23 protein-coding genes are annotated in these 24677 nt (G+C 64.0%); 13 read left to right on the top strand and 10 right to left on the bottom strand.

The window, feature by feature from the left end; all coding sequences use genetic code 11:
- The first annotated feature begins 116 nt into the window (after positions 1-116).
- From serS to A7V84_RS21135, 3 genes are all read left to right on the top strand, one after another.
- The gene (serS, locus tag A7V84_RS11330) at positions 117-1466 is read left to right on the top strand and encodes a serine--tRNA ligase (protein WP_025516663.1); all 1350 of its coding nucleotides are present in this window, start codon (positions 117-119) and stop codon (positions 1464-1466) included.
- 265 nt (positions 1467-1731) lie between these two features.
- A complete protein-coding gene (locus A7V84_RS20695) occupies positions 1732-1980 on the top strand; it encodes a hypothetical protein (protein WP_081695089.1) in 249 nt (82 codons plus the stop codon).
- Positions 1967-2107 (top strand): hypothetical protein, encoded by a 141-nt coding sequence (locus A7V84_RS21135; protein ID WP_156507242.1) that lies wholly within the window; start codon positions 1967-1969, stop codon positions 2105-2107. The genes A7V84_RS20695 and A7V84_RS21135 overlap by 14 nt, the downstream gene beginning before the upstream one ends.
- 154 nt (positions 2108-2261) lie before the next feature.
- Here the strand turns inward: A7V84_RS21135 and A7V84_RS21675 are convergent, their stop codons facing one another.
- Positions 2262-2597 (bottom strand): hypothetical protein, encoded by a 336-nt coding sequence (locus A7V84_RS21675; RefSeq protein WP_081977004.1) that lies wholly within the window; start codon positions 2595-2597, stop codon positions 2262-2264.
- 210 nt (positions 2598-2807) lie between these two features.
- On the opposite strand from A7V84_RS21675, the gene A7V84_RS21140 reads away from it, so the two are divergent.
- Complete coding sequence (locus A7V84_RS21140; RefSeq protein ID WP_162269645.1) at positions 2808-3008, top strand: hypothetical protein; 201 nt, start codon at positions 2808-2810, stop codon at positions 3006-3008.
- Between the two features lie 15 nt (positions 3009-3023).
- On the opposite strand, the gene A7V84_RS11335 is transcribed toward A7V84_RS21140, so the two are convergent.
- Positions 3024-3635 (bottom strand): GGDEF domain-containing protein, encoded by a 612-nt coding sequence (locus A7V84_RS11335; RefSeq protein ID WP_081695091.1) that lies wholly within the window; start codon positions 3633-3635, stop codon positions 3024-3026.
- Between the two features lie 558 nt (positions 3636-4193).
- Here A7V84_RS11335 and ppk2 point away from each other — a divergent pair.
- On the top strand, positions 4194-5273 hold the full coding sequence (ppk2, locus tag A7V84_RS11340) for a polyphosphate kinase 2 (protein WP_025516667.1): 1080 nt from the start codon (positions 4194-4196) through the stop codon (positions 5271-5273).
- A gap of 73 nt (positions 5274-5346) precedes the next feature.
- On the top strand, positions 5347-6237 hold the full coding sequence (locus tag A7V84_RS11345) for a LysR family transcriptional regulator (RefSeq protein WP_063491421.1): 891 nt from the start codon (positions 5347-5349) through the stop codon (positions 6235-6237).
- 44 nt (positions 6238-6281) lie between these two features.
- Here the strand turns inward: A7V84_RS11345 and lolA are convergent, their stop codons facing one another.
- Together lolA and A7V84_RS11355 are read right to left on the bottom strand one after the other, a co-directional pair.
- Positions 6282-6911, bottom strand: coding sequence for an outer membrane lipoprotein chaperone LolA (lolA, locus tag A7V84_RS11350; protein ID WP_025516669.1), 630 nt, complete (start codon positions 6909-6911; stop codon positions 6282-6284).
- Complete coding sequence (locus A7V84_RS11355; protein ID WP_025516671.1) at positions 6911-9277, bottom strand: DNA translocase FtsK; 2367 nt, start codon at positions 9275-9277, stop codon at positions 6911-6913. Before A7V84_RS11355 ends, lolA begins: the two co-directional genes overlap by 1 nt.
- Before the next feature lie 47 nt (positions 9278-9324).
- Between A7V84_RS11355 and trxB the strand changes: the two genes are divergently transcribed.
- From trxB to A7V84_RS11370, 3 genes are read left to right on the top strand one after another with little or no spacing between them, the layout of a single operon-like run.
- Complete coding sequence (gene trxB / locus A7V84_RS11360) at positions 9325-10278, top strand: thioredoxin-disulfide reductase (RefSeq protein ID WP_025516673.1); 954 nt, start codon at positions 9325-9327, stop codon at positions 10276-10278.
- The gene (locus A7V84_RS11365) at positions 10265-10933 is read left to right on the top strand and encodes a Smr/MutS family protein (RefSeq protein WP_033535261.1); all 669 of its coding nucleotides are present in this window, start codon (positions 10265-10267) and stop codon (positions 10931-10933) included. The genes trxB and A7V84_RS11365 overlap by 14 nt, the downstream gene beginning before the upstream one ends.
- Positions 10930-11259: a DMT family transporter gene (locus tag A7V84_RS11370; RefSeq protein WP_033535262.1), complete on the top strand. Its 330-nt coding sequence runs from the start codon at positions 10930-10932 to the stop codon at positions 11257-11259. Before A7V84_RS11365 ends, A7V84_RS11370 begins: the two co-directional genes overlap by 4 nt.
- A gap of 15 nt (positions 11260-11274) precedes the next feature.
- Here A7V84_RS11370 and A7V84_RS11375 read toward each other — a convergent pair whose 3' ends face one another.
- The 3 genes from A7V84_RS11375 to icd form a co-directional block, all read right to left on the bottom strand.
- On the bottom strand, positions 11275-13341 hold the full coding sequence (locus tag A7V84_RS11375; protein WP_025516679.1) for a sodium:solute symporter family protein: 2067 nt from the start codon (positions 13339-13341) through the stop codon (positions 11275-11277).
- Entirely contained in the window at positions 13341-13634 is a 294-nt protein-coding gene (locus A7V84_RS11380) for a DUF4212 domain-containing protein (RefSeq protein WP_328586988.1), read from the bottom strand. The genes A7V84_RS11375 and A7V84_RS11380 overlap by 1 nt, the downstream gene beginning before the upstream one ends.
- Before the next feature lie 301 nt (positions 13635-13935).
- Positions 13936-15192 carry an NADP-dependent isocitrate dehydrogenase gene (gene icd / locus A7V84_RS11385; RefSeq protein ID WP_025516681.1) on the bottom strand — a complete coding sequence of 419 codons (1257 nt, stop codon included), beginning with the start codon at positions 15190-15192 and terminating at the stop codon, positions 13936-13938.
- Positions 15193-15341: 149 nt separating this feature from the next.
- Between icd and A7V84_RS11390 the strand changes: the two genes are divergently transcribed.
- The 3 genes from A7V84_RS11390 to A7V84_RS11400 all read left to right on the top strand — a co-directional run bounded on the left by A7V84_RS11390 (position 15342) and on the right by A7V84_RS11400 (position 17932).
- Positions 15342-15767, top strand: coding sequence for a DUF1841 family protein (locus A7V84_RS11390; RefSeq protein WP_025516682.1), 426 nt, complete (start codon positions 15342-15344; stop codon positions 15765-15767).
- A 116-nt stretch (positions 15768-15883) separates the two neighbouring features.
- Positions 15884-16750, top strand: coding sequence for an AAA family ATPase (locus A7V84_RS11395; RefSeq protein WP_025516684.1), 867 nt, complete (start codon positions 15884-15886; stop codon positions 16748-16750).
- 9 nt (positions 16751-16759) lie between these two features.
- The gene (locus A7V84_RS11400) at positions 16760-17932 is read left to right on the top strand and encodes a vWA domain-containing protein (protein WP_025516686.1); all 1173 of its coding nucleotides are present in this window, start codon (positions 16760-16762) and stop codon (positions 17930-17932) included.
- Between the two features lie 43 nt (positions 17933-17975).
- Here the strand turns inward: A7V84_RS11400 and A7V84_RS11405 are convergent, their stop codons facing one another.
- On the bottom strand, positions 17976-18296 hold the full coding sequence (locus A7V84_RS11405) for a hypothetical protein (RefSeq protein WP_033535266.1): 321 nt from the start codon (positions 18294-18296) through the stop codon (positions 17976-17978).
- Positions 18297-18560: 264 nt separating this feature from the next.
- On the opposite strand from A7V84_RS11405, the gene A7V84_RS11410 reads away from it, so the two are divergent.
- A complete protein-coding gene (locus A7V84_RS11410) occupies positions 18561-21314 on the top strand; it encodes a M16 family metallopeptidase (protein ID WP_025516688.1) in 2754 nt (917 codons plus the stop codon).
- Between the two features lie 168 nt (positions 21315-21482).
- Here A7V84_RS11410 and dnaJ read toward each other — a convergent pair whose 3' ends face one another.
- Complete coding sequence (dnaJ, locus tag A7V84_RS11415) at positions 21483-22610, bottom strand: molecular chaperone DnaJ (RefSeq protein ID WP_025516689.1); 1128 nt, start codon at positions 22608-22610, stop codon at positions 21483-21485.
- Between the two features lie 108 nt (positions 22611-22718).
- Positions 22719-24653 (bottom strand): molecular chaperone DnaK, encoded by a 1935-nt coding sequence (gene dnaK, locus A7V84_RS11420; RefSeq protein WP_025516690.1) that lies wholly within the window; start codon positions 24651-24653, stop codon positions 22719-22721.
- Between the last annotated feature and the right edge of the window lie 24 nt (positions 24654-24677).

Consider the following 24677-nt stretch of genomic DNA (forward strand, 5'->3'; position numbering starts at 1 on the left):
CGGGCGGAAGGGTAAAATCCCCCGGGTGGCCCGCCTGACTGCGCGAATTTCTTGCGCGGACGCCGGCCCCGGGCCTGCCGGCCTGTCACGCATCGATCAACCCAACCGCCAACACTATGCTAGATCCGATACTGCTGCGCAAAGACCTGCAAACCGTCGTGGACCGCCTCAAAAGCCGGGGCGTGGACTTCGACACGGAACGGTTCAACGATCTGGAGTCTCGCCGCAAGTCGGTGCAGACTGAGACCGAGTCCCTGCAGGCGCGCCGCAATGCCCTGGCCAAGCAGATCGGCCAGCTCAAGGCCAAGGGCGAGGATGCCTCGGCCGTGATGGCCGAGTCGCAAGCCCTGCCCGGCCGGGTCAAGCAACTCGAAGAAGACCTGGCTCAATTGCAGCAGCAGCTCAACGACATGTTGATGTCGGTACCCAACCTGCCGCACCCGAGCGTGCCGGTGGGCGCCTCCAGCGATGACAACGTCGAGGTGCGGCGCTGGCTGCCCGGCCAGGCCGACGCTGACGGCAACCCGGCCCCGCTGGGCTTCGAGCCGCGCGATCACGTCGCCGTGGGCGAACCGCTGGGTCTGGACTTCGATACGGCGGCCAAGCTGTCGGGGGCGCGCTTTTCCTTCATGCGCGGCCCCGTCGCCCGCCTGCATCGCGCGCTGGCGCAATTCATGCTGGACCTGCAGACTGGCGAACACGGCTACACCGAGTGCTACACCCCCTACATCGTCAACAGCTCGACGCTGTTCGGCACGGGTCAGTTGCCCAAGTTCAAGGACGACATGTTCTTCGTCACCAAGGGTGGCGTGGACGATGGCCCCAGGACCGATGAACAGGGCAACGCCTATGTGCGCGAAGACCAATACCTGATCTCCACCTCGGAAATCACGCTGACCAGCTACGTGCGCGACACCATCGTGCCGGCTGCCGAGCTGCCCTTGCGCCTGACCGCCCACACGCCGTGCTTCCGTTCGGAAGCCGGCAGCGGCGGGCGCGATACGCGCGGCATGATTCGACAGCACCAGTTCGACAAGGTCGAAATGGTCCAGATCGTGGCGCCCGACCAATCGTATGACGCCCTGGAACAGATGACCGGGCACGCCGAGACGGTGCTGCGCCGTCTGGGGCTGCCTTACCGCGTGATGCTTCTGTGCACCGGCGACATGGGTTTCGGCGCCACCAAAACCTATGACCTGGAAGTCTGGCTGCCGGCGCAGAATACCTGGCGCGAGATCTCGTCGATTTCCAACTGCGAGAGCTTCCAGGCGCGCCGCATGCAGGCGCGCACCCGCGCCGATGCCAAGGCCAAGCCGGAATACCTGCACACCCTCAACGGGTCGGGCCTGGCGGTCGGCCGCGCGCTGGTGGCCGTGCTGGAGAACTACCAGCAGGCCGATGGCAGCGTGCTGGTGCCCGAAGCACTGCAACCCTATATGGGTGGCCTGACGGTCCTGCGCCCCTGAGCCTTGGCTCTGTCTTAGAAAGCCCGGTTTCCATACCGGGCTTTTTTATTAACGATATGAAAATTAAATATATAGAAAGAGCACCCGCCTCGTACTAGGACGATTTACCCCGGCAGCTGCAATGAAAATGTAGCCTTAGACAGGTATTGTTGCCCGATAGCTTTTGAAGTTAATGAATGTGAATGTATGATCTAAGGGTTCGCATATTTCAAGCAACAAACAAAGTTGCTCAGAAATCCCTTCATTTCAATAGAGGAAGCTATCCATGACTTCACGAATGATTGGCGATTTTCGCGTTCGGTACACGATTGTCCCGCACGAGGACAAGCGTTACGGAGTACGAATCTGGACCCGCCGCGTTGGCGGCACGGCTCCGGAAAAGCCATGGGATGTTCCCACTCTGGCCACCTATGCCTCCCTCTCCGAGGCAGAATCGGGTAGCCTGGAGATCTTCAAGAAGATCAATGGTGTTCGTTTCAACGGTGAACCGGAGTTTGCACATGCGTCCGCATAACGGCTGGTGGAAAACCACCACAACCCCGCGCCGCTGGTTAGACACGATGCGTGTCGCCACGCCGCAACCCTCGACCCAGGAACCGCTGGCGGCAGAACCCGCCAAAGTCGCTCCTACCGCCGCCTGACATCAACAGGCACGGAAAGACAAACCGCCAGTCAATAAACTGGCGGTTTTGTTTTTTGTATTCTTTATATATACCCGGGAAAACGCCAATACCCCGATTCCGGCCTGGTTTAATTCACGGCCTGTCCTGCAGCAATTATGGCGCAGGGCACGACTCAATCACGCCGCCCGTGCCCACGGCCATGTCCACGACCGTGGTGATGGCCCTCCCGGTAATACGGCGCTTTACCCCGGCCGCCGTAATAGTGAGGCGGCGGAGGCATCACGACCACGGGGCGCCCGTAAACCGGCGGCGCACCATAATAAGGCCTGGGCATTACATATCCCGGGGCGACATAAACTGGCGGTGGCGGCGCCACATAAACGGGAGCCGGCGCAACGATCACACCGGGTATACCGATGGACACCCCGACATCGACCCGGGCCGATGCCGGCCCGGCCAGACTCAGCGCCAGCACGCCCAGCCCCGCTGCCATCAAGCACTTTTTCATCATGTACCTGCCTTGCCGCCGACGGCGGCCTTGAATCGGCAACAAGCTGCCGACAGGATTGTGCGCGCAAGGATGGAAAACAGCATGAGCCGATCGTTGCAGACGCGACAAGGCGCTACACCGCCAGGGGAGACGAGGCGCTCGGCTTACATCCCTTCACCCTTGATTCAGGAATGTCCACAATCGGTGGCTTCTGGGTATACTCATTGGATGACGACGACTGCCCACAACCTCAAGCCTGGGTACTACTGGTACACCATGGACAAAGATCCCTTGGCCATCATTCACATCCATGAAGACGGCGGCGCTACTCTCATGGGTACGGATTTTCGTATGGCCCCGGAAGGCGTGGCCAACATGATCCAGCAAGGCGAGAGCTTCTTCTGGATCGAACCGCCCGCCAAGGCCTGAAGGCCGGCCCTGCCCTCAGGCAGGCACCTGCATGGCATCGAGCAAGGTGATGCCGCCCTTGCCCGCCTGCTTGGCGTTATACAGGGCGTAATCGGCGCAGCCGTAGGCGCGCTGCCAATCCAGCTGTTCACCGGGCGGCAGCCAGACCAGCCCGAAAGTGGCGCTGACCGCCAGGCGGCCATGCAGGCTTTCAACATGGCCCAGGCCCCTGATGGCGGCCAGCAGCACTTCGGCCTGCTGCAACGCCTTTTGCGGTGAGCTGGCCGAATAGATCGCGGCGAACTCATCTCCGCCCAGGCGGCAGAGGCAATCTCCCGCACGGCGCAGCTGGCGCTTGACCGCCGAGGCCACGGCCTGCAGGAGGCGGTCCCCCGCGGCATGGCCCAGCCGATCATTGACCGACTTGAAATTATCCAGATCGAAAATGCACAGGGCGATCCCCATCTCGCGCTGGGGCAGCGTCATGGCATCGTGCAGGCGGCTGGAAAAATAGCGCCGGTTGAACACCCCCGTCAGCTCGTCAGTGACCGCCAGCCGGCGCAACAGACGGTTTTCGGCGCGCAGATCACGCACCTGCCTGCGCAACGCATGGGCAGAACCACGAGTGCGCTGGGGGATTCGGTGCATGGAAACGCAGGGACTTTTCAGGCTAAGACTCATCAAGGCAACATCTGATCGCGGGCAGCCTGTTTTCAGGCCAGGGCACATCTCTGCCAACCGGATAGGTCGGGGTCGGCCCGGCGCATTCTTCCGCATGCAGCGCCGTGCCTTGAGGCTACGACGTTTCCATATGTTTCTCCATCTTTTCCATGTCAATGATTGTCAATTCCGGAGAAACTGCTGCTAAATCCAGTGCAAAGGACCGCTGGACGCCGATCCGGCGCGCTGCGTGCCAGACCCGCGCAGCCTCGCTTGTAAGCAGCTGTGTTTTCGATTCGATACACAAATACCGGAAACCCGGCAGCGCGCGGAGCACGAAAAAACCACCGCTCGCGATCGGGCGGGACAGATCAGGCGCCGGCCCAGGCAGCGCGATCGACGGCAGAGCCGGCGGGCCGCAGCGATACGGCCGTGGCCGCTTTCCGCGATTGTCATGGCTTTGCGCTTGCGCAAGCAGGATGATCCTGCGATGGTCTAGCGTGGTGCCACAATGGATATTCAAATCAGCTACAGGATAAGACGTTCATGACTGACAAGCCGCAGCTTCCCTCCTCTCTCCCACACGCCGATGAGCGCTGCGCAGACACCCCGGCGCTCACCCCCGAACTGGAGCAGGCCGAAGCCCGCGTGGAAGCCGCCCGCATGCAAGCCGTCTCGGTGCTGGCCGATGTGGCCGTGCGCTATGGCAATGACGCCAACGGCGAGGCCAAGACCGTCCTGCGCTCGGTCATCGAGGCGCTCTCGCCCGATGACGCCCGCGCGGTGCATCGCGCCCTGCTGCATGCCGGCGCCGGCCAAAGCAGCCTGCAACAGCGCAATCCCGACCTGGAATTGGCGGGCGACTGGCGCGATGGCGGCTACCCCTATCAGCACCGCATGCTGCGGCGCAACTATGAACGCCAGAAATACCGCCTGCAGGTGGAACTCTTGAAGCTGCAGGCCTGGGTCAAAGCGACCGGCCAGCGCGTGGTCATTCTGTTCGAAGGGCGCGATGCCGCCGGCAAGGGCGGCGCCATCAAACGCATGATGGAACATCTCAACCCGCGTGGCGCGCGAGTGGTCGCACTGGAAAAACCCTCTGACACCGAGCGCGGCCAATGGTATTTCCAGCGTTATGTGCAGCACCTGCCGACCGCAGGCGAAATCGTGCTGTTCGATCGCTCCTGGTACAACCGCGCCGGGGTCGAGAAAGTCATGGGTTTCTGCAGCGAGCACGAATACCAGGAGTTTCTGCGCCAGGTGCCGGACTTTGAACGCCACCTGGTCAGCAGCGGCATCCACCTGGTCAAGTTCTGGTTCTCGGTCAGCCAGGAAGAGCAGCGACGCCGTTTTCGCGAACGCAAGGTGCATCCGCTCAAGCAATGGAAGCTCAGCCCGGTGGACCTGGCCTCCCTGGACAAATGGGACGACTACACGCGCGCCAAGGAGGATATGTTCGCCCACACTGACACGGCCGACGCCCCCTGGATTGTCGTCAAGTCCGACTGTAAGAAGCGCGCCCGCCTGAATGCCATGCGCTATGTCCTGAACCGCCTGCCCTACGAGGGCCGCAGCAACGAGGCCTATATGGCGACCGACCCGCTGATCGTCGGCCGGGCGCTGTAGGACCGGCCACAGACGGGCCGCTCGGGGCGGGTTACGGGGTACATTCCAGCCAGACCCGTTATACCGCCCCCCCATGAACGCTCAGCCTGTCCGCGACATCGATCCGCTTTCCATCCGCCTTTTCCTTGCCGCCCTCGAAGAAGGGAGCCTGGCCAAGGCCGCCGCCCGGCTGTGCCTGGTGCCATCGGCAGTCAGCAAGCGCATGAGTGAAATGGAGGAGGCCTTCGGCGTGCCGCTGCTGGAGCGCGGCGCCTGGGGAGCGCGGCCCACGCCGGCAGGCCAGGTACTGGCCAGCCACGCCCGCCAGCTGCTGTACGACATGACCCGCATGCACAAGGAGATGGCGGGTTTCGCCAATGGCATGCGTGGGCGCATCCGCCTGGCGGTCAGCGTGGCCGCCCTATCGGGTGAGTTGCCGGCAGAAATCCAGGCATTCCGTCGCGACTATCCCCAGATCGAGATCTCGCTCGAAGAGGACACCACGGAAGCCGTCTTTCGGGCGGTACTCCAGGGCCAGGCCGATCTGGGCATCGGGTCGGATTTCGGACATAGCGGATTACAGGTCTTTCCTTACGGCGCCTGCCAGCTGGCGGCCGCCTTGCCGCCGCAACATCTGCTGGCCGAACGCTCGTCGCTCAACTATGCCCAGCTGCTGCCCTATGAGCAGATAGAACTGAACCGCCCCAATGGCATCAGCGCGCTGTTCGAACGCGCTGCTGCACGGGCCCGGCTGCCACGCCGCATCAGTGCGCGCGTGAGCTCGCATGAAACGATCTGCACTCTGGTGGCCCGAGGCATGGGGGTGGCCGTGGTGCCGTGGTTTCTCAGGCAGCGGCATCCGGATGTCTGCTTCATCCCGCTGACCGGTCGCTGGGCGCGTACCCGCATCTGCATCGCCGTGCGCGAAGCCGACGCCTGCCCGCCCGCCTTGCGTGCCCTGCTGAATCATCTCGGCGGGCGCTGAAACGCCCCCGGCGGCACCCGCAGGGCTGCCGCCGACCGACTGCCTTACATGCGCACCACATCCACCCCGGCGGGCGGCTGGAACTGGAACTGCCCCTCGGGCAGCTTGGGATTGGCCTGGATATCGGAAAGCTCGACGCGTGTCACCTGCCCGAAGGCATCCAGCAGTTCGATGCGCGCCGGCTCATCGCCGCGCATGCCGATATCGACCTGGGAAAAGCCGGCGTCGGCATTGCGCGGCACGGCTCGCAGCCATTGCAGGCCGTCGGCATCCGGCAACACCGACACCTTGAACGAGGCTTCCAGGTCGCCCGCGCCGAACAGGATGGCTGCCGGCGAAGTGCCGATGGCCTGATCGACGTTGCGCACCGTCACCTGGGCCAGATCCGGATCGTACTGAAAGACCTGACGACCGTCGGCGATGATCAGCTGCTCGTAGGGACGCACGATCATCCACTTGAATTTGCCTGGACGCTGGAAGGCAAAGGTGCCCAACTGGGCCGGCTGGGTCCGCCCCTGCGGCCCGACCGTCGACTGCGAGAACTGGCCGGTGGCGCTTTGCACCTTGGCGACAAACGCCTTCAGCTGGGCCTGCGCATCTGCGGCCAGCGCCAGCGCGGGCGCCACCGTCAGCAGCGCCAAGGCAGCCAGGCGGGACAGGGTTCGGGGCATCATCAGTCTTCCTCTCGGGCAGCAGGCACCAGGATCTCCCGGTTGCCATTGGATTGCATCGGAGACACCATACCAGCCTGCTCCATCTGTTCGAGTAACCGGGCGGCACGGTTGTAACCAATGCGCAAATGGCGCTGTACCAGTGAAATCGAGGCGCGGCGGTGTTTGAGCACGACTTCGCAGGCCTGGTCGTACATGGGATCGGACTCGGCATCGGCCAGCCCCGTCACAGAGCTCACGCCATCGCCGCTCTCGCCCTCGACACCGCCCTCCAGAAGACCCTCGATATAGTTGGGCTCGCCCTGGCTGCGCAGGTACTCGACGACGCGGTGCACCTCGTCGTCGTGAACGAAGGCGCCGTGCACGCGCACCGGCAACCCGGTGCCCGGCGGCATGTAGAGCATGTCGCCCTGGCCCAGCAGCGTTTCGGCGCCCATCTGGTCGAGAATAGTGCGCGAGTCGATCTTGGACGAGACCTGGAAAGCGATGCGGGTCGGAATGTTGGCCTTGATCAGGCCGGTGATGACATCCACGCTGGGGCGCTGGGTCGCCAGCACCAGATGGATGCCGGCCGCCCGCGCTTTCTGGGCCAGGCGGGCGATGAGTTCTTCGATCTTCTTGCCGACCACCATCATCAGATCGGCCAGCTCGTCGATCACCACCACGATATGCGGCAGGGGCGCCAGCGGCTCCGGCGCATCCGGCGTGAGCGAGAAGGGATTGGGAATGGGCTCCTCGCGCTTGATGGCGTCGCGGATCTTGGCGTTGTAGCCGGCCAGATTGCGCACGCCCATCTTGCTCATGAGGCGATAGCGTTTTTCCATTTCGCCCACGCACCAATTCAGGGCATTGGCGGCCTGGCGCATGTCGGTCACGACCGGCGCCAGCAGATGCGGGATGCCCTCATAGACGCTCATTTCAAGCATCTTGGGGTCGATCAGGATGAGGCGGGTATGGCTGGCGTCGGCCTTGTAGAGCAAGGACAGGATCATGGCGTTGATCCCGACCGACTTGCCCGAGCCGGTGGTGCCAGCCACCAGCAGGTGGGGCATTTTGGCGAGGTCGGCCACCACGGGATTGCCGGCGATATCCTTGCCCAGGGCCATGGTCAGTACCGAACTGCTGGCGTGATAGGTCTGGGAGCCGAGGATCTCCGAGAGCTTGACCATCTGGCGACGCGGATTGGGCAGCTCCAGGCCCATGAGGTTCTTGCCCGGAATGGTCTCGACCACGCGGATGCTGACCAGACTCAATGCCCGCGCCAGATCCTTGGCCAGATTGACGATCTGGCTGCCCTTGACGCCGGTGGCCGGCTCGATCTCGTAGCGCGTGATGACGGGGCCGGCCTGCGCGGCCACCACGGTGACCGACACGCCGAAGTCGGCCAGTTTTTTCTCGATCAGGCGAGAGGTGAATTCGATGGTTTCGGCAGAAACGGTTTCCTGGGCGGGCGGCGGCATGTCCAGCAAGCTGACGGCCGGCAGATCGCCTTCGCCAGCCGGTGGCAGAAAGAGCGCCTGCTGCTTTTCCTTCTCGACCCGGTCCGAGCGCGGCACGACGGTGATGGCCGGCTCGATGCGCACGGGCTGCTCGTGGACCAGCTTCTCCTGTTTGGCGGCGACCTGTTCGGTGCGCTCGGTCTTGGCGACGGCACCCACGCGACGATCCTCGCGCGCGGTATAGGAATCACGCACACGGCGCGCCACGCCTTCGATCCAGCCGCCCACCCGTTCGGCCACCTGCAGCCAGGAAAACGAAAAAAACAGCGACAGCCCGATGGCCAGCATCACCAGCAGGATGAGAGTGCTGCCGGTAAAGCCCACGCCCAGACGCAGCTGCCCGGCCAGCATCTGGCCGATGACGCCGCCAGCGCCGCTGTTGCCGTCGGTGCCGCCGGGCAGATGCATGCCCCAGCTGTACAGGCGCAAGGCTTCGAGACCCAGCGAGCCCACCAGCAACAGGGCAAAACCGATGCCTTGCTCCCAGCGCACCCGCGGCAGCATGTCGGGCGCCTTGCCATTGCCGGCTCGCAGGTGGCTCGCCAGGCGGTGATAGCCCGCACGCACGCGATGCAGCAGCAGGATGACCCACCACCAGGCGGAGAAACCGAAAAGATAGAGCAGGATGTCGGCCAGATAGGCGCCCAGCATGCCGCCCTTGTTGTGCAGCTCGTCGCTGGCGACCGAATGCGACCAGCCCGGGTCCGCCGGGCTCCACGTGAGCAGCACCAGCGTCAGCCAGGCCGCCAGGGCGGCGAACAGGATCCAGCGGGCTTCGCGCAGCAGTCCGCCGATACGCGTCTGCAAGGGAGAAGGCCCGTTACGGGTGTTGCGCGAGGCGCGCGCGGAGACATTCGAAATGCGAGGCATGCGCCTCATTATAATTGGGTGTCCATCCAAGAGTATCTGCCAAAGCCATGTCCAAACACGCCAAAGTTCTCATTCTCGGTTCCGGCCCTGCCGGCTACACGGCGGCGATCTATGCCGCACGCGCCAACCTTCAGCCCATGCTGATCACCGGCCTGTCGCAAGGCGGCCAGCTGATGACGACCACAGACGTGGACAACTGGCCCGCCGACGCCGACGGGGTGCTGGGCCCGGACCTGATGGAGCGCTTCCAGAAGCATGCCGAACGCTTCAATACCGAGATCGTTTTCGACCATATTGCCAAAGTCGACTTTTCGAAACGACCTTTTACGCTGACCGGTGACACGGGCAACATCTACACCTGCGACGCCCTCATCCTCGCCACCGGCGCCTCGGCCAAGTACCTGGGCCTGCCGTCCGAGGAAAAATTCATGGGCCGCGGCGTCTCGGGCTGCGCCACCTGCGACGGCTTTTTCTACCGCAACCAGGATGTGGTCGTGATCGGCGGCGGCAATACCGCCGTCGAAGAAGCGCTGTACCTGTCCAACATCTGCCGCAAGGTCACCCTCATCCACCGTCGCGACAAATTCCGTGCCGAACCCATCCTGGTCGACAAGCTGATGGACAAGGTCGCCAACGGCAACATGGAACTGCGCGTCTTCAGCACCCTCGAAGAGGTGCTGGGCGACGACAGCGGCGTGACCGGCGTGCGCATCCGCAACGTCGAGACCGGCGTCACCGAAGATCTGGCCGTCATGGGTTGCTTCGTGGCCATCGGCCACCAGCCCAACACCGGCATCTTCGAAGGCCAGCTCGACATGAAGGACGGCTACATCATCACCCGCAGCGGTCTGAACGGCCTGGCCACCATGACCTCGGTGCCGGGCGTGTTCGCCGCCGGCGACGTGCAGGATCACGTCTATCGTCAGGCCATCACCAGCGCCGGCACCGGTTGCATGGCCGCCCTGGACGCACAACGGTGGCTGGAGAATGCGGGGAACTAAGCTTGGCCTGGCCGACCTGAAGCGGCTGCAGAAGTCGGTCCAGGAACAACGCGCCCAGGCGCAGCGCCAGGCTCGCGAAGCCGCCCGGCAGCAGGCCGTGGCGATCGACGACAGCGAAGCCTTCCGGCGCGCCGTCGCGGCCGCCACGCCCCTGAAAGCGCGCGCCACGGTGGTGCATGCGCCGCCTGCTGCCGCCGGTTCGCTGGCGATCGCACAGCGACGCGCCCACGCCACGGGCGACGCCCTGAGCGCGCGTGCCGACCAGGGCGTCTCCGATGGTGGCGATATCGCACCGCTGCTGTCCGAGGGCGGCACGGCCTTTGTGCGCCACGACGCCGCTCCCGACACGGCCCGCAACCTCAAGCGCGGGCAATGGCGGATCGGCGCCGAACTCGACCTGCACGGCCTGCGGGTCGAGCAGGCCCGCCACGCGGTGATCGTCTTTCTGGACGAATGCCTGGAGCATGGCATCCGATGCCTGCGCATCGTGCACGGCAAAGGCTACGGCTCGCAGGGGCTGGAGCCTGTACTCAAAGACAAGGTGCGCACCTGGCTGATCCAGAAGGCCGAAGTCATGGCTTTCTCCGAAGCGCCCGAGCGCGGCGGTGGCGCCGGCGCCCTGCTGGTGCTGCTGCGCAACGAGACCAGCCCATGAAGTGGGTCTTTCTGGCGGTGGCGATTGTCGCCGAGATCATCGCCACCAGCGCGCTGAAGGCCAGTGACGGCTTCACGCGCCTGCTGCCATCGGTGGTGACCGTGGGCGGCTACGTGATCTCGTTCTATTTCCTGTCGCTGACCCTGCGCGAACTGCCGGTCGGCATCGCCTACGCCATCTGGTCCGGCGTGGGCATCGTGGTCATTTCCCTGATCGGGCTGGTTTTCTTTCAGCAGACCCTCGACTGGCCGGCCATCGTGGGCATCGGCCTGATCGTCTGCGGGGTGATCGTGATGAACGTGTTTTCCAGCAGCGTCGCCCACTGAGCCAGCCCTTGCGCCTCAGCGCCCTTGCGGCTGGCGCAGGTAGTCCACCAGCGCCAGCGTGGCGCGATCCGGCCTGGGGGTCAGCAGGGACACCACAATGATGGTCACGAAAGCCGCCGGTGCGCCGAACACACCGGCCGCGATGGGCTGGATCCCCCACCACAGCTGCACCGGCTCGGCCTGCCCCACGCCGAAGACCCACTCCCGCAGCCACGGATGCGTATGCGCCATGTAGGCAAAGGTGGTCAGCAGGCCGGCGGCCATGCCCAGCGTGGCCCCCCATTTGTTGGCGCGCCGCCAGAAAATGCCCATCACCAGCGCCGGGAAAAACGATGAGGCGGCAAACGAGAACGCCGCCGACACCATGAAAAGAATGTCGGCCGGCTTGCGAGCGGCCAGCCAGGCCGCACCGAAGGCCACCAGCAGCAGCAGGATTTTTGACACCATGACGCGGCGCGCCGCCGACATGCGCGGCGACACCACCCGGTACCACATGTCGTGCGAGAGCGAGTTGGACAGCGTCAGCAGCAGGCCGTCGGCCGTCGACAGGGCCGCGGCCAGGCCGCCTGCGGCCACCAGGCCCGATATCACGAAAGGCAGGCCGCCGATCTCCGGCATGGCCAGCACCACCATTTCGGCGCCAATATGGATTTCGCTGGCCTGCAGCACGCCATCATGGTTGACGTCGGCCACCTCCAGCAGGCTGCTGTCAGCCCCGCTCCAGGCATGGATCCAGGCCGGCAGATCGGAAAACCCCACGCCGACGACCTGGGCATAGATCTCATACTTCACCAGCAATGCCAGCACCGGCGCCATCAGGTAGAGCAGCAGAATGAACAGCAGCGACCAAGTCACCGAGCGGCGCGCCTCGGCGACCGAGGGTGTGGTGTACGAACGCATCAGGATATGCGGCATGCCCGCCGTTCCCAGCATCAGGCATATCGCCATGGCCAGGAAATTGATGCGCATATTGCTGCGCTCGTCTGCGTCCTCTGAGGGAAAGGGCTCGGTATGCGGCACGGCGGGCGCCGCCCGCGCAGCATAAAGCGTCTGCGCCTTGGACCAGACCGTGCGCGCTTCTTCGATACTGGCCGGATAGGTGGCCAGTTCCCGCTCCAGCGACCGGATCTCCACCAGGGGCGCATTGGTCGCATTCATCCAGGCCAGCCGCGCCCGCAGGGCCTGCTTTTCCTCGGTCCAGGAATGCGGCAGTCCCTGGATGCGCGCTTTCATTTCCTGCGCCCGCTCGGCCCACAACTGGCGCACCTCGATCTCGCCGGGCTCGGCCAGGACCCGGCGCTCATTGTCATTGACGGTCTGCACCAGGGCCGAGCCGGCCAGCTGCGGCAGGGGCGTACCGGTGTGCTTGACGGCCAGCCAGATGACAGGCACCAGATAGGCGATCACCAGGATGATGTACTGCCCTACCTGGGTCCAGGTCACCGCGCGCATGCCGCCCAGGAAAGAACACACCAGCATCCCCCCCAGCGCCACGAAAATGCCCAGTTCGAAGGAGATGCCGGTCAGGCGGGTGGTGACGATGCCCACGCCATAGATCTGCGCCACCAGGTAGGTGAAGGAGCAAAGCAAAGCGCACACCACGCCCGCCATGCGCGGCAGATGCCCGCCGTAGCGCGCGCCCAGGAAATCCGGAATGGTGTACTGGCCGAACTTGCGCAGATAGGGAGCCAGCAGCAGCGCCACCAGCACGAAACCGCCGGTCCAGCCGATGATGTAGGCCAGCCCGCCATAGCCGGAAAGATACAGCGTGCCGGCCACGCCGATGAAGGAGGCGACCGACATCCAGTCCGCCGCCGTGGCCATGCCGTTGTAGAAGGCCGGCACCCGCCGGCCGGCCACGTAGTACTCGGCCTGGTCTGACGTGCGACAGACAATGCCGATGCCGGCATACAGGCTGACGGTCACCAGCAGGAAGATGTAGCCCAGCCAATGCCGAGGCAGCCCTGCCATCTCGACGGCGGCCAGCAGGGCCACCAGCAGCATGAAGCCCACCGCATACAGCGAGTAAATCCAGCGCAGCCGGCGGGTGAACTCATGCGGTGTCGAGCCCCAGAACGGCATCAGCCCTCCTGGCCCTGGCGGGCATCGGCGCGATTGGACAGCCAGGCATAGACGCCGATGATGATCAGATAGCTCAGGGGCGCCCCGAAAGCCGCCATCCAGTAGGCGGCAGGCCAGCCGAAGATTTCATAGCGCCAGTAATCGCGCGCCAGAAACACCGGCACCACGGTCACCGCCGCCCAGATCAGCAGCAACAGGGCAATGCGGCGCACATTGGCGCGCCAATAGGGAGAACTCGGGGACGGATCAGCCCCGCGGGAGGTATTGCGTTCCGACGTCTCGGTGGGCAACACACGGCTCCTTTAAGCGACAACGGCCGGCACCGAAGTGCCAGCCGTTGTGCGTTTACTTTTTATTTTAGGTACTGCTTCATTTTTATAACCGGTGCCGCCGGTTTTTTTGTGCCCTTATGCAGGGCCTGTCTCCTCACCTGCATGGGACGGAATTCTGCACCACTTACGGGCATGTCACACTAGGGGAATGCCCTAGGTCGGGGCATTTAAACCGGACAATGCGCCATTCTGGTGCAAAAAGCCGCCAAGCTCTCGCAATGGGCAGCCAACGCCAGGCAGCCCCTTGCTGGCGGCACGGGGCTTACATGTTTTCGATCATCTTGGCGCCAAAGCCGGAGCATGACACCTGGATCGCGCCGGGCAGCAGGCGGGCGAAATCGTAAGTGACGTGCTTGGACTGAATGGTTTTTTCCATGCTGGCGAGAATCAGGTCGGCCGCTTCCAGCCAGCCCATGTGACGCAGCATCATTTCGGCCGACAGGATCTCCGAGCCCGGATTGACGTAATCCTTGCCGGCATATTTGGGCGCCGAACCATGGGTGGCCTCGAACATCGCGACGGTGTCGGAGATATTGCCGCCCGGGGCAATGCCGATGCCGCCGACCTGCGCAGCCACCGCCGCCGAAATATAGTCGCCGTCCAGGTTGAGGGTGGCGATCACGTCGTACTCGGCCGGACGCATCAGAACCTGCTGCAGGAAGGCGTCTGCAATGACATCCTTGATGATGATGTCGCGTCCGCCACGCGGATGCTTGATCTTGCACCAGGGACCGTTGTCGATCAGCTGAGCGCCGAACTCACGCCGTGCCAGCGCATAGCCCCAGTCGCGAAAGCCCCCTTCGGTGAACTTCATGATATTGCCCTTGTGAACCAGCGTGACCGAGGCGCGGTCGTGGTCCAGGGCATACTGAATGGCCTTGCGCACCAGGCGCTCGGTGCCCTCGCGCGAAACCGGCTTGATGCCGATGGAGGCCGTATCGGGGAAACGGATCTGGGTCACGCCCAGGTCCTGCTGCAGGAAGTCGATCAGTTTGCGCGCCTCGGGCGTCTCGGCCATGTATTCGATGCCGGCATAGATATCCTCGGAGTTTTCGCGGAAGATGACCATGTTGGTCTTCTGCGGCTCGCGCACCGGCGTAGGCACCCCCTGGAAGTATCGTACCGGACGCACGCAGGCGTACAGGTCCAGGCGCTGGCGCAGCGCCACGTTCAGCGAACGCAGGCCCGCCCCCACCGGCGTGGTGATGGGGCCCTTGATGGACACCAGATAGTCACGCAGCACCTCGAGGGTTTCCTCGGGCAGCCAATGGTTTTCGCCATAGACCCGGGTGGCCTTCTGGCCGGCGTAGACCTCCATCCAATGGATGCGACGCTGGCCGCCGTAGGCTTTCTGCACGGCGGCATCCACCACCTTGAGCATCACCGGCGTGATATCGGCGCCGGTGCCGTCGCCTTCGATGTAGGGAATGATGACTTCATCCGGGATATTCAGACTGCCATCAGGATTGACCGTGATCCTCTGCCCCCCCTCGGGGATCCTGATATGTTGATACGACATGGCTTGCTCCACTTTTTGATGACCTGCGTGCCGCCAGGCAGCGAGGCTGCCGGCCGCGAACATGGAACCATTCTATAGCGCAATTCAGGGGGGCTATCCGCACAGGGCGTAAAATGGCAGGTTTTGCAAGCACTTTTCCTGGCCCACGAATGTTCAATCCCTCGCGCGACCAAGTTCGCGAATTCTTTATCGAGACCTGGCGCAAACACCGCGCCAACGAGCTGCTCACGCCGCTGGAGTCGATGGCGCTGGACTGGGTGCTGGAACATCCCGAATACCACGGCGACCTCGAAAGCCCGGACGCCATGACGCAGGAGTACCCCGTCGAGAAGGGGCGCACCAACCCTTTTCTGCACCTGTCCATGCATCTGGCCATCGCAGAACAGCTGTCCATCGATCATCCGCGCGGCATCCGCAATGCCTACCAGACGCTGGTGCGACGCATGGACGCGCACCAGGCCGCGCATGAAATCATGGACTGTCTGGGCCAGGTCGTCTGGGAAGCCCAGCGCCTGGGCGCCCCGCTGGACAGCGACGTCTACATCGATCTGATCCGCCAGCGCGCGGGCCGCTAGACGGGCATGCGGCGGGCGGCCCCGCCCCGGGGCGGCGGGAATGTACGATAATCCTTGCACACCCCGTCTGCCGCAGCGGCGCGACGCGCCCGGCTCAACCCGATTCCCGCCTCCCGATGTCCCAGACCCAATCGACCGCACCATCCGAACGTTTCGAAGGCACCGACCGCTACGTTGCCACCGATGATCTCAAGCTGGCGGTCAACGCCGCCCTCACCCTGCAACGCCCCCTGCTGATCAAAGGCGAACCCGGCACCGGCAAGACCATGCTGGCCGAGGAAGTCGCCCGCGCCCTGGGACGCCCGCTGCTGCAGTGGCACATCAAGTCGACCACCAAGGCCCACCAGGGCCTGTATGAATACGATGCGGTCTCGCGCCTGCGCGACTCGCAGCTCGGCGACGAAAAAGTCCGCGACATCCGCAACTACATCGTGCAGGGCACGCTGTGGCAGGCCTTTCAGGCCGACGAGCCGGTGGTGCTGCTGATCGACGAGATCGACAAGGCCGACATCGAGTTTCCCAACGATCTGCTGCGCGAGCTCGACCGCATGGAATTCCATGTCTACGAAACGCGCGAAACCATCGCCGCGCGTCATCGCCCGCTGGTCATCATCACCTCCAACAACGAGAAAGACCTGCCCGACGCCTTCCTGCGCCGCTGCTTCTTTCACTACATCCGTTTCCCGGATCGCGACACCATGCGCGATATCGTGGCCGTGCACTATCCCGAATTGCGCGCCGACGTGCTGCGCGCCGCCCTGGACACGTTCTTCGCCCTGCGCGAGGCGCCGGGCCTGAAGAAAAAACCGTCCACCTCCGAGTTGCTGGACTGGCTGCGGTTGCTGATGGCCGAAGGCATCGAAGCCGAACGCATCGACGCCGACAGCGCCGTGCCCCTGATGGCGGGCGCCCTGCTCAAGAACGAACAGGACGTCCACCTGCTGGAGCGCCTGGCCGGCATGGCCCGCAACCTGCGCCGCTGACCTGCCGCCATGCTGACGGAATTCTTCTATCACCTGCGCGACCATCGCCTGCCGGTGTCGGTCAATGAATATCTGACGCTGCTGCAGGCGCTGCGTGCGCAGGTGATGCCGCCCACACTGGACGACTTCTATTTCCTGGCCCGCACCACGCTGATCAAGGACGAAAGCCTGTTCGACCGCTACGACCAGGCTTTCGGCAGTTACTACAGAAAGCTGGAGGCGGCGCTGCCCGCCGATCGCGAGATCCCGCTGGACTGGCTGATCAAGGAATTCGAGAAGAGCCTCACCCCGGAAGAAAAAGCCGCGATCCAGAAGCATGGCTGGGACAAGCTCATGGAGCTTTTCAAAGAACGGCTCAACGAGCAGAAGGGCCGCCACGCCGGTGGCAACAAGTGGGTCGGCACCGGCGGCACGTCGCCCTTCGGCAACGGCGGCTACCACCCCGAGGGCATCCGCGTGGGCGGAGAATCGGCCGGCCACCGCACCGCCGTCAAGGTCTGGGAGTCACGCCAGTTCCGCGACTACGACGACCAGGTCGAACTCGGCACGCGCAACTTCAAGGTCGCATTGCGCCGGCTGCGCCGCTTTGCACGCGAAGGCGCCGACCTGGAGCTCGACCTGGACGACACCATCGCCCATACCGCGCGCAACGCCGGCCATCTGGACCTGCGCCTGGTTCCCCAGCGACGCAATACCGTCAAGGTGCTGATGCTGCTGGATGTCGGCGGCAGCATGGACGATCACATCGCCCGCGTCGAGGAACTGTTCTCGGCCGCACGCAGCGAATTCCGCCACCTCGACGTCTATTACTTCCACAACTGCCCCTACGAGTCGGTCTGGCAGCACAATACGCGCCGCCATGCCGAACGCATCGACACCTGGGACCTGCTGCGCAAGTACAACGCGGACTGGCGCCTGATCATCGTGGGCGATGCCACCATGAGTCCGTACGAGATCCTGCATCCCGGCGGCTCGGTCGAGCACTACAACAAAGAGACCGGTGCGACCTGGATGCGGCGCCTGCTCGACACCTGGCCCAAGGCCGTATGGCTCAACCCCGAGCCCTCGGCCTATTGGCAGTACCGGCAGTCCATCGCCTTGATACGCGACATCATGCAGGAACGCATGTTCCCCGTCACGGTCGGCGGCCTAGAACAGGCCATGCGCATTCTCGCCAAGTAGGCAGCGTCGCAGCCCTCAGGGCCTGGACGCTGTGCGGCAGGCCTCAGCCTGCCGCAGGGCAACCCCGCCAGGCGATTTCCTCGCCATCCATGTCCAGGTCGAACAGATCATTGGCGGCTTCGCCCTGCGCAAGCTGCATTTCCAGCACATGGCCGGAGAATCCGCAGGGTTGCACGCCGGGCTCCCGGCAATAGCGCCCATCGTTCAGATCGACGACATAGGTATTGGTGTCATGCGCCAGGATGGCGACATAGCGGCCATCTTCGCTGGCATAGGCGTAGCGGAACTGGCCCTTGATGTGCGCTTGCGTAAGCGCGCGGCCCAACAGCACGGACAGGGCCTGGGCGACGGTATCGGTCAACATGGATTCCTCCGGCGCGGCGCAGCACCCGACCGCGGCTGATCCGCGCCGGGGCGCCTCGACATAGGCGATGGCGGGCAAGACAGCAGCCGCCACGTATCATTAGCGTACTGCTATCGCTGCGTCCCCGACAAACCCCTGCCTGAGTCAAGCTGTAACCGGCAAAAACAGTCTCAGGCACGGTCCCAGAAGGATCGGCCGGCGCACTTTCGAACCATTGCCAGCGTTTACACTCCAACTCACTTTGCCGTTGATGAGGACTCGACCATGCACTTTTCGCTGACCGGCGTGACCCGAAACCTGAGCGCAGCACTATGTATCGCATTCATTGGGGGGCCGGCTGCCGTCTACGCGGCGTCACCCAGCGAAATCACATCCATCGAGGGCATCACGGAATACCGCCTGGACAATGGCCTGAGGGTATTGCTCGTCCCCGACTCGTCCAAGCCGACCACCACCGTCAACATGACCTATCTGGTCGGCTCGCGCAACGAGAACTACGGCCAGACCGGCATGGCCCACCTGCTTGAGCACATGCTGTTCAAGGGCACACCCAGCACCCGCAACGCCCTGGGCGAGTTCTCGCGCCGCGGCCTGCGTGCCAATGGCACCACCTCCGGCGACCGCACCAACTATTTCGCCAGCTTCGCGGCCAACCCCGAAACCTTGCGCTGGTATCTCGGCTGGCAGGCCGATGCCATGGTCAATTCGCTCATCGCCAAGGAGGACCTGGACTCCGAAATGACGGTGGTGCGCAATGAAATGGAAAGCGGCGAGAACAATCCTTTCCGCGTGCTGATGCAGAAAATGCTCGCCGCGGCCTTCCAGTGGCACAACTACGGCAAGAGCACCATCGGTGCGCGCAGCGACGTCGAGAACGTCGACGTCGCCCAGCTGCGCGCCTTCTACCACGAGTACTACCAGCCGGATAACGCCGTGCTGATCGTGGCCGGCAAGTTCGACCCCAAGACCACCCTCGCGGCCATCGAGGACACGCTGGGCAAGCTGCCCAAACCCACCCGCAGCCTGCCGCGCGAGTACACCGTCGAACCGCAGCAGGACGGGGAACGCTCGGTAACGTTGCGCCGCGCTGGCGGCACGCCGCTGGTGGCAGCGATGTATCACATCCCGGCAGCAGGCAGCCCCGACTACATCCCCATGGATCTGGCCACCATCATGCTGGCCGACACGCCTTCGGGCCGCCTGTATCACGCCTTGGTGCCCACCAAGCTGGCCTCCGGCGTGTTCGGCTTCACCATGGATCAGCTCGATCCCGGCGTGGCCATGTTCGGCGCCCAGCTGCAGGCAGGCATGAATCAGACCCAGGCGCTGCAGACCCTCACCTCCACCCTGAACACCCTCTCGGAAAAGCCGTTCACCGCCGAAGAACTCGAACGCGCCCGCAGCAAGTGGCTGACGAGCTGGCAGCAAACCTACAGCGATCCGGAAAAAGTGGGCATCGCCCTGTCGGAGGCCATCGCCTCGGGCGACTGGCGCCTGTTCTTCCTGCAGCGCGATCGCGCACGGGCCGCCACCCTGCCCGAGGTGCAGCGTGTGGCCGAAGCCTACCTGCGCCCCAGCAACCTGACCGAAGGCCGCTACATCCCCACCGAGAAACCCGTGCGCTCGCCGCTGGGCGCCCGGCCCGACCTGGACAGCGTCTTCAAGGACTACAAGGGCGATGCCGACTTCAAGGCGGTCGAGGCCTTCGACCCCACGCCGGCCAATATCGACAAGCACACCCAGCGCCGCACCCTTGATCTGCCCAATGGCCCGGTCGAACTGGCGCTGCTGCCCAAGGCCACCCGTGGCGATCGCGTCGCCGCCGACCTGCTGCTGCAATTCGGCAACGTCGACAGTCTGCGCGGCCAGCGCGTCAACCTGAGCGCCGTGGCCGACCTGCTTGCCCGCGGCACGCCCAAGCTGACCCGCCAGCAGATCAGCGACCGCATCGACCAGCTGCAGGCCCAGGTCGCCATCAATGGCTCGGGCACCGACCTGGCCATCAGCATGGAAACCACGCGCGAACACCTGCCGGCGCTCATCGAGCTGATGCTGGACATCACGCGCAACGCCAACTTCCCCCAGGAAGAGCTGGATGAATACAAGCGCCAGGTCAGCACTTCCATCGAAAGCGCCATGACCGAGCCCACCGCCCTCGCCTCGCGCGTGCTGGCCCGCCACGACAACCCCTGGAAGCCCGATGACGTGCGCTACGTGCCCACCTTCGAAGAGGCGCTGCAATCCGCCCAGAAACTCCAGCGTCAGGCCCTGATCGAGACCCACAAGCGCTTCTACGGTGCCGGCCAGGTCAAGCTGTCGGTCGTCGGCGACTTCGACCCGGCGGCAGTCGAGAGCGCCGTGAAGAAGGGCCTGGACGGCTGGCAGCGGGCGCCAGCCTTCACGCGCATTCCGACGCCCTTCGAGAAGATCAAGCCGGAGCAATTCACCCTCGAGACCCCGGACAAGGCCAACGCCTTCTATATCTCGCGCCTGCCCCTGCCGCTGCAGGACACCAACGCCGATTATCCGGCGCTGTACCTGGCCAACTTCCTGCTGGGCACCTCGGAAACCTCGCGCCTGTGGACCCGGGTGCGCGAACAGGATGGTCTGTCGTACAACGTGCGCAGCAATCTGGCCGTTTCGGCCTTCGAACCCTCGGCCAACTGGACGATCTACGCCATCTACGCGCCCGAGAATCGTCAGCGCGTCGAGAACGCGATCAACGAAGAGCTGGCCCGCGTTCTGAAGGACGGCTTCACCGACCAGGAAATCAAGGACGGCGTGACCGCGCTGCTGAACTATCGCAATCTGTCGCGCGCCCAGGACGACACCCTGGCCGGCAGCTGGCTGCACTACCTGCAGACCGGCCGCAGCTTCGCCTGGAGCGCCGAGATGGACCAGAAGCTGTCCGCCCTCACGACCGCGCAGGTCAATGCGGCTCTGCGCAAGTACCTGCAACCGCAGGGCTTCAGCACGGCCGTGGCAGGCGACTTCAGCAAGGCGCCGGCCAAGCCTTGAACCCCGGCCCGCCGGCGCTGCCCGGCACCGGCGCGATAACGGGCCCGATCGGGCCCGTTATCTTTTTGCAAACCGGCGGGCCCGAGCCCATGGCAAGGGACGGCGCACCGCGAAATGAAAACGGCCCCGTCGAAACGGGGCCGCTGGCTTGCCGAGGTTCGCACCGGCTCAGCTGAAGAACTCCTTGACGCGATCGGTCCAGGATTTGCTCTGCGGCGAATGGCGCTCGCCACCGTCGTTCAGGGACGCCTCGAACTGGCGCAGGATGTTCTTCTGCTCATCGCTCAGGCGCACCGGCGTCTCGACCACCACGTGGCAATACAGGTCGCCCGGATAGGCAGCGCGTACGCCCTTGATCCCCTTGCCGCGAAGGCGGAAAGTCTTGCCCGACTGGGTGCCTTCGGGGATGGAGATTTCCGCCTTGCCACCCAAGGTCGGCACCTGCAGGTCGCCGCCCAGCGCAGCTGTGGTGAAGGGGATGGTCAGCTCGCAGTGCAGATCATCGCCATCGCGCTGGAAGATGCGGTGCTGCTTGATGTGGATCTCGACGTACAGATCCCCCGGAGGGCCGCCATTGACGCCCGGCTCGCCGTTGCCGCCCGAGCGGATGCGCATGCCGTCATCGATCCCGGCCGGAATCTTGACCTGCAGCGTCTTGTTGCGACGCACGCGCCCCACGCCATCGCAGCTGGTGCAGGGATCGGTGATCTCCTTGCCGCTGCCATGGCAGGTCGGGCAGGTCTGCTGCACGCTGAAGAAGCCTTGCTGCATGCGCACGGCGCCGGAGCCGCCGCAGGTGCGGCAGGTCTTGGGCGTGGTGCCGGGCTTGGCGCCCGAACCGTGGCAGGTATCGCAGTTTTCCCAACTGGGTACGCGGATCTCGGTTTCGAAACCGTTGGCGGCCTGTTCGAGGGTGATTTCCAGCGCGTACTTGAGATCGGCGCCCCGATAGACCTGCGGACCGCCGCGACGTCCACCGCCGCCACCCCCGAAGATCTCGCCGAAGATGTCGCCAAAGGCATCGGCGAAACCGCCACCCATGCCCGCGCCACCCATGCCGGCGGCATTCGGGTCGACGCCGGCATGGCCATAGCGGTCATACGCGGCGCGCTTCTGATCGTCGCCCAGGACTTCGTAGGCTTCTTTGGCCTCTTTGAATTTTTCTTCGGCTTCTTTGTTGCCCGGATTGCGGTCCGGGTGGTACTTCATGGCCAGCTTCCGGTAGGCCTTCTTCAGTTCGTCATCCGAGGCGTTTTTCGCCACGCCCAGGATGTCGTAGTAATCACGTTTTGCCATGAGTCATCAGGGCTCCGGAAAGAGCCAGGTTCCAGGAAAGAGCAAAGCATCCGCCCGATAACCGGGGAACCGGTTACCGGGCGAAAGCCTTGCATCATAGAACGAACATCAGTTGTCGCGCTTGACTTCCTTGAAGTCGGCATCCACGACGTTGTCATCAACCGGCTTGGCGTTGTCGGCCGCCTGCTGCTGCGAGGCCTGCTGAGCCGCCTGCTGCGCCTGCGCATCGGCGTACATCTTCTCGCCCAGTTTCTGCGAAGCCTGCGTCAGCGCTTCGACCTTGGCGTCGATTTCAGCCTTGTCGCCGGTCTTGAGGACGTCTTCGACTTCCTTCAGGGCCGCCTCGATGCTTTCCTTCTCGGCCGCTTCCAGCTTGTCGCCGTACTCGGTCAGCGACTTGCGGGTCGCGTGCACCAGTGCGTCGGCCTGGTTGCGGGCCAGGGCCAGCTCAGCCATGCGGTGATCTTCCTCGGCGTTGGCCTCGGCATCCTTGACCATGCGCTCGATCTCGTCTTCCGACAGCCCCGAGTTGGCCTTGATGGTGATCTTGTTTTCCTTGCCGGTACCCTTGTCCTTGGCCGAGACGTGCAGGATGCCGTTGGCGTCGATGTCGAAGGTGACCTCGATCTGCGGCAGACCGCGCGGCGCGGGCGGGATCCCTTCCAGGTTGAATTCGCCCAGGCCCTTGTTGCCTGCGGCGATTTCACGCTCGCCCTGGAAGACCTTGATGGTCACGGCCGGCTGGTTGTCGTCCGCGGTCGAGAAGGTCTGCGAGAAGCGGGTCGGGATGGTCGTGTTCTTCTGGATCATCTTGGTCATCACGCCACCCAGGGTTTCGATACCCAGGGACAGCGGGGTGACGTCCAGCAGCAGCACGTCCTTGCGATCGCCCGACAGCACGGAACCCTGGATCGCGGCGCCTGCGGCGACCGCCTCATCGGGGTTGACGTCCTTGCGCGGATCGCGACCGAAGAATTCCTTCACCTTCTCCTGCACCTTGGGCATGCGCGACATGCCGCCGACCAGAATCACGTCATCGATATCCGACACTTTCACGCCAGCGTCCTTGATGGCGACGCGGCACGGCTCGATGGTGCGCTCGATCAGCTCTTCGACCAGCGCTTCCAGCTTGGCGCGCGTGATCTTCAGGTTCAAGTGCTTGGGACCGGAAGCATCGGCCGTGATGTACGGCAGGTTGATTTCGGTCTGCTGGCTCGAGGACAGCTCGATCTTGGCCTTCTCGGCGGCTTCCTTCAGGCGTTGCAGCGCCAGCACGTCCTTGGCGAGATCGACGCCCTGCTCTTTCTTGAACTCGCCGATGATGTAGTCGATGATGCGCTGGTCGAAGTCTTCGCCGCCCAGGAAGGTGTCGCCGTTGGTCGACAGCACTTCGAACTGCTTTTCACCGTCAACGTCGGCGATTTCGATGATGGACACGTCGAACGTGCCGCCGCCCAGGTCATAGACGGCGATCTTGCGGTCGCCCTTTTCGGTTTTGTCCAGGCCGAAAGCCAGCGCGGCCGCGGTCGGCTCGTTGATGATGCGCTTGACTTCCAGGCCCGCGATGCGGCCGGCGTCCTTGGTGGCCTGGCGCTGGCTGTCGTTGAAGTAGGCCGGCACCGTGATCACGGCTTCGGTGACGGGCTCGCCCAGGTAGTCCTCGGCGGTCTTCTTCATTTTGCGCAGCACTTCGGCCGACACCTGCGGCGGGGCCATTTTCTTGCCGCGCGCTTCAACCCAGGCGTCGCCGTTGTCCGCCTTGACGATGCCATAGGGCATCAGATGGATGTCTTTCTGAACGGCCTTCTCGTCGAACTTGCGGCCGATCAGGCGCTTGACGGCGTACAGGGTGTTCTTGGGGTTGGTGACGGCCTGGCGCTTGGCCGGGGCGCCGACCAGGATTTCACCGTCTTCCATGTAGGCGACGATGGAGGGCGTGGTGCGGCCACCCTCGGCGTTTTCGATGATCTTGACCTGGCCGCCATCCATGACTGCCACGCAGCTATTGGTCGTACCCAGGTCGATGCCGATGATTTTGCTCATGGTAGGTTTACCTAAGAATCAGTT

Source organism: Bordetella trematum, assembly GCF_900078335.1.
Taxonomy (GTDB): Bacteria; Pseudomonadota; Gammaproteobacteria; order Burkholderiales; family Burkholderiaceae_B; genus Bordetella; species Bordetella trematum.

Bases quoted from the DNA above. Each gene is read 5' to 3' on its own strand.
- serS (WP_025516663.1), top strand. From the start codon at position 117: ATGCTAGATCCGATACTGCTGCGCAAAGACCTGCAAACCGTCGTGGAC.
- A7V84_RS20695 (WP_081695089.1), top strand. From the start codon at position 1,732: ATGACTTCACGAATGATTGGCGATTTTCGCGTTCGGTACACGATTGTC.
- A7V84_RS21135 (WP_156507242.1), top strand. From the start codon at position 1,967: ATGCGTCCGCATAACGGCTGGTGGAAAACCACCACAACCCCGCGCCGC.
- A7V84_RS21675 (WP_081977004.1), bottom strand. From the start codon at position 2,597: ATGAAAAAGTGCTTGATGGCAGCGGGGCTGGGCGTGCTGGCGCTGAGT.
- A7V84_RS21140 (WP_162269645.1), top strand. From the start codon at position 2,808: ATGACGACGACTGCCCACAACCTCAAGCCTGGGTACTACTGGTACACC.
- A7V84_RS11335 (WP_081695091.1), bottom strand. From the start codon at position 3,635: ATGCACCGAATCCCCCAGCGCACTCGTGGTTCTGCCCATGCGTTGCGC.
- ppk2 (WP_025516667.1), top strand. From the start codon at position 4,194: ATGACTGACAAGCCGCAGCTTCCCTCCTCTCTCCCACACGCCGATGAG.
- A7V84_RS11345 (WP_063491421.1), top strand. From the start codon at position 5,347: ATGAACGCTCAGCCTGTCCGCGACATCGATCCGCTTTCCATCCGCCTT.
- lolA (WP_025516669.1), bottom strand. From the start codon at position 6,911: ATGATGCCCCGAACCCTGTCCCGCCTGGCTGCCTTGGCGCTGCTGACG.
- A7V84_RS11355 (WP_025516671.1), bottom strand. From the start codon at position 9,277: ATGCCTCGCATTTCGAATGTCTCCGCGCGCGCCTCGCGCAACACCCGT.
- trxB (WP_025516673.1), top strand. From the start codon at position 9,325: ATGTCCAAACACGCCAAAGTTCTCATTCTCGGTTCCGGCCCTGCCGGC.
- A7V84_RS11365 (WP_033535261.1), top strand. From the start codon at position 10,265: ATGCGGGGAACTAAGCTTGGCCTGGCCGACCTGAAGCGGCTGCAGAAG.
- A7V84_RS11370 (WP_033535262.1), top strand. From the start codon at position 10,930: ATGAAGTGGGTCTTTCTGGCGGTGGCGATTGTCGCCGAGATCATCGCC.
- A7V84_RS11375 (WP_025516679.1), bottom strand. From the start codon at position 13,341: ATGCCGTTCTGGGGCTCGACACCGCATGAGTTCACCCGCCGGCTGCGC.
- icd (WP_025516681.1), bottom strand. From the start codon at position 15,192: ATGTCGTATCAACATATCAGGATCCCCGAGGGGGGGCAGAGGATCACG.
- A7V84_RS11390 (WP_025516682.1), top strand. From the start codon at position 15,342: ATGTTCAATCCCTCGCGCGACCAAGTTCGCGAATTCTTTATCGAGACC.
- A7V84_RS11395 (WP_025516684.1), top strand. From the start codon at position 15,884: ATGTCCCAGACCCAATCGACCGCACCATCCGAACGTTTCGAAGGCACC.
- A7V84_RS11400 (WP_025516686.1), top strand. From the start codon at position 16,760: ATGCTGACGGAATTCTTCTATCACCTGCGCGACCATCGCCTGCCGGTG.
- A7V84_RS11405 (WP_033535266.1), bottom strand. From the start codon at position 18,296: ATGTTGACCGATACCGTCGCCCAGGCCCTGTCCGTGCTGTTGGGCCGC.
- A7V84_RS11410 (WP_025516688.1), top strand. From the start codon at position 18,561: ATGCACTTTTCGCTGACCGGCGTGACCCGAAACCTGAGCGCAGCACTA.
- dnaJ (WP_025516689.1), bottom strand. From the start codon at position 22,610: ATGGCAAAACGTGATTACTACGACATCCTGGGCGTGGCGAAAAACGCC.
- dnaK (WP_025516690.1), bottom strand. From the start codon at position 24,653: ATGAGCAAAATCATCGGCATCGACCTGGGTACGACCAATAGCTGCGTG.